Genomic DNA, 3,319 nt, shown 5'->3' on the forward strand with positions numbered 1-3,319 from the left:
CTCGACCGGAGGCGCGTCGGCCCCGGCGGGGCCATGCGATGGGTGAGGAGGATGGTCGTTCATGTCGTGGGTTTATGCGGGTGGGTGTGACTGGCGCGGGCCGTCAGTAGTAGTTGCCCATGAGCGAGGCCACCTCGATCAGCAGCAGCACCGCAAACATGCGGGCCAGGCCGCCCAGTTCCGAGTCGGGCTGGGTGCGTTCGCCGCTGTCATACAGCCCGGCAGCCATGGGGATCAGCGCCACGGCCAGGCTGAAGAACAGGGTCTTGAGCACAAACACCATGGTCACGCTGGGCGAAAACACCTGGCCGAACATGCGCGTGTAGCTCGGCAGCCCCGCCATGTTGAAGCCGTACACCCCCAGGTACGCCAGCACCAGCGCCACCACGCAACTGAGCGCAGCCAGCGTGACGCAGGCAAACACCCCGGCAATCACGCGGGGCAGCAGTTCGATGCGCACCGGATCGGAGCCCTGGCGGCGCAGCGCCTCGAACCGGCCCGTAAGCCGCAGGTGCGCCAGCTGCGAGCCGTTGGGGATGGTGCAACGCATGGCCACAAACAAGGCGGCCGTGAGCGGGATCAGCTCCAGCACCAGCACGCGGATCACCATCTCCAGCGCGTAGCGCGACAGGCCGTAACTCAGCGCCGTGACCACCACGATGCGTGTGAGCACCAGGCTGATGAGCGCGGCCAGCACCGTAAAGCCCAGCAGCACCGGCGCCGTGTCCAGATACAGGTGCCGAGCCAGTGCGCGGCGCGTGCCCTTGCCGTAGCTGGACGGCGACAACACCAGCACCAGCACCACCGCGCCCAGGTACAGGATGCGCCACCAGGCCACCGCCCAGCGCCGCGCCGTGTTCCACACACGTTCGGGCAGGGAGAGGCCGGGAAGGCGCGAGATCATGGGCGGATCATAGCGGGGGCATGCGCCAGGGCAGCCCGTGGCGGGTTGCTGGAGATATCTGGGCCATTTTCGGGCGGTAGCGCTAGAAGAATATGCCTGAGCAGCTATTAATTGAGTAGCAAATAGCCCCTACACAGCCACACCGCACCACAACTGCTCACACATGGCGCTTACCCTGGCTGGGCATGGCGATGGCGCCCACGGGCTGCGCGTCAGCCCGCGCATGCAGCGCTTCGATGATGTGGCAGGTGGCGTCAGCGCCGTCGCAGCGGCTGCGCAGCGCCTGCAGGTCGGCCTCCAGCGCCTGCAGTTCGGCCAGGCGGGTGCGCACATGCACCAGGTGTGCATCCAGCGTGTCGCAGGCGGCATGGCAGTCCGTCTTGCTGTCCCAGTCCAGCGCCAGCAAGGTCCTGACCTCGTCCAGCGACATGTCCATGGCGCGGCACAGGCGGATGAAACGCAGCTGGTGCACGTCGGCGCTGCTGTACAGGCGGTAGCTGTTGTCGCCGCGCGCGCCGGGCGGCAGCAGCCCCTCTTTTTCGTAGTACCGGATATTGGCCGCCGACACGCCGGACTGCTGGGCGGCCTCGCCAATGCGGAACTGTGCAGCGTGGGAGTCCATGGGGTTGACCTTCAAGTGACTTCAAGGTTTCCAATGATGCCATCGCTATCAAAAACCGCCAGGAGAAAACACCATGTCAGCCCATTGCCATCACGGCCACCACGACCACGGCGCGCCCGGCCACAGCCACGACGCCCCCGCCAGCGCAGACCCGCGCTACCGCCGCATCCTGTGGATTGCGCTCATCGTCAACGCCGCAATGTTTGTGGTGGAGCTGGGCGCGGGCGCCCAGTCGGGCTCGGCGTCGCTGCTGGCCGACGCCATCGACTTTCTGGGCGATGCTGCGAACTACGGCCTGTCGCTGTGGGTGCTCGCCATGGCGCTGACCTGGCGGGCACGTGCCGCGCTGCTCAAGGGGGCCAGCATGCTGGCCTTTGGCGTGTTCGTGATCGGCCGGGTGGCGTGGGGGGTGTGGCAAGGGGTGCCGCCCGAGCCCTTCACCATGGGTGGCGTGGGCCTGCTGGCGCTGGCGGCCAACCTCGGTGTGGCCGCCCTGCTCTACGCATGGCGCGAGGGTGACGCCAACATGCGCGGCGTGTGGCTGTGCACCCGCAACGATGCGCTGGGCAACCTGGCCGTGATGGCCGCTGCGCTGGGGGTGCTGGGCACGGGCACGGCCTGGCCCGACTTGGTGGTGGCCGCCGTCATGGCCGGCCTGGCCATCAGCGGCGGCTGGAGCGTGATCCGCCACGCACGGCAAGAGCTGGCCAGCACCGCCGGCGCCCCCGCAGCACACGGGCACTGAGCCATGCGCGTACGCCTGTCCACTCCGCTCAACGCACCGCCCGAATGGGTGGCTGCGCAACTGCAAAGCACCGCCGTGTTTCGCCACATCACGGCGCCCCTGGTGCGGTTCACGCGCCCCGGCGGCGCGCCCTGGCCCAGCCACTGGTCTCCCGGGGATCTGCCGTTGCAGATGTGGCTGCTGGGGTTGCTGCCCATGGGTTCGCAAACCGTGCGCATCTCCATCGAGCCCGCCGCGCAGGACGGCGCATGGCCCACGCTGCGCGACAACGGCGAGGGCACGCTGATGCGGCGCTGGGACCATCGCATCACGCTGCAACCCATGCCGGACGGCCGCACGCTTTACACCGACGACATCGAGGTGGTCGCGCGCCACCTGCCGTGGCTGATGACGCCGCTGAGCGCGGCGTTTGCCCAGCTGTTCTACCGGCACCGACAGCGGCGCTGGCACCAGCTGGCGGCGCACCACGCGGCGGGGCCCATGGCTGACCCCTTGCACACGCAGCGCGCGTTCGACCACCTGCTGGCCGCGTTCGCACGCGATGCCAGCGCACCGCCCGCCACCCGCTGGCACTGGCTGGAGGCCGCGCATGTGCTGGGGCAGACCACGCTGTCCCTGCATTGGCGGTCGCACACAGCCATGCTGCGCTACGCCCTGCAGTTGCGCGACCTGCGCGAGTCCGGTGGACAGGTGCTGCGGCTGGCCCTGGTGCCGCTGGGCCATGCGCTGGCGCGGCTGCCCATTGGCAACACGGGGCGGGCACGGGTGAGTGCCTTGGCGCCTATGGCGCCGCAGTCACACATCACGCGGCTGATTGACGGGGCCATGGCCGCTGCGCGCCTGCAGTCCGTCCCATTTCTGCAAAAAACTGGCGATAGCGCTTGATCTATAAGCGCTTACAGCTATCAAATCAGGAGTAAACAACCAACGAACAGTGCGGCCGCCGGGCACCCGGAATTTGACGCACGACAAGCCCGGCATGGGGCTTGCATGGTCCAATCCACAACCTGTGCGCCGCCCTCTGCCCCGGGGGCCGCGGGCACAGCCC

Annotated in this window: 4 protein-coding genes; 2 read left to right on the plus strand and 2 right to left on the minus strand. The window is 68.4% G+C overall.

Going from position 1 to position 3,319, the window contains the following annotated elements; translation table 11 throughout:
* Positions 1 to 103 precede the first annotated feature (103 nt).
* Both DBR23_RS17340 and DBR23_RS17345 read right to left on the minus strand, forming a co-directional pair.
* A complete protein-coding gene (locus tag DBR23_RS17340) occupies positions 104 to 904 on the minus strand; it encodes an ABC transporter permease (RefSeq protein ID WP_015014693.1) in 801 nt (266 codons plus the stop codon).
* A 157-nt stretch (positions 905 to 1,061) separates the two neighbouring features.
* Positions 1,062 to 1,526 carry a Cd(II)/Pb(II)-responsive transcriptional regulator gene (locus tag DBR23_RS17345; protein ID WP_108499076.1) on the minus strand — a complete coding sequence of 155 codons (465 nt, stop codon included), beginning with the start codon at positions 1,524 to 1,526 and terminating at the stop codon, positions 1,062 to 1,064.
* 73 nt (positions 1,527 to 1,599) lie between these two features.
* Here DBR23_RS17345 and DBR23_RS17350 point away from each other — a divergent pair, with 73 nt between their 5' ends.
* Complete coding sequence (locus DBR23_RS17350; RefSeq protein WP_199227736.1) at positions 1,600 to 2,271, plus strand: cation transporter; 672 nt, start codon at positions 1,600 to 1,602, stop codon at positions 2,269 to 2,271.
* Positions 2,272 to 2,274: 3 nt separating this feature from the next.
* Positions 2,275 to 3,156: a DUF3703 domain-containing protein gene (locus DBR23_RS17355; protein WP_108499072.1), complete on the plus strand. Its 882-nt coding sequence runs from the start codon at positions 2,275 to 2,277 to the stop codon at positions 3,154 to 3,156.
* Positions 3,157 to 3,319 lie beyond the last annotated feature (163 nt).

Origin of the sequence: Acidovorax sp. HMWF018 (assembly GCF_003061035.1) — a bacterium.
Classification (GTDB): Bacteria; Pseudomonadota; Gammaproteobacteria; order Burkholderiales; family Burkholderiaceae_C; genus Acidovorax; species Acidovorax delafieldii.

Bases quoted from the DNA above. Each gene is read 5' to 3' on its own strand.
- DBR23_RS17350 (WP_199227736.1), top strand. From the start codon at position 1,600: ATGTCAGCCCATTGCCATCACGGCCACCACGACCACGGCGCGCCCGGC.
- DBR23_RS17355 (WP_108499072.1), top strand. From the start codon at position 2,275: ATGCGCGTACGCCTGTCCACTCCGCTCAACGCACCGCCCGAATGGGTG.
- DBR23_RS17340 (WP_015014693.1), bottom strand. From the start codon at position 904: ATGATCTCGCGCCTTCCCGGCCTCTCCCTGCCCGAACGTGTGTGGAAC.
- DBR23_RS17345 (WP_108499076.1), bottom strand. From the start codon at position 1,526: ATGGACTCCCACGCTGCACAGTTCCGCATTGGCGAGGCCGCCCAGCAG.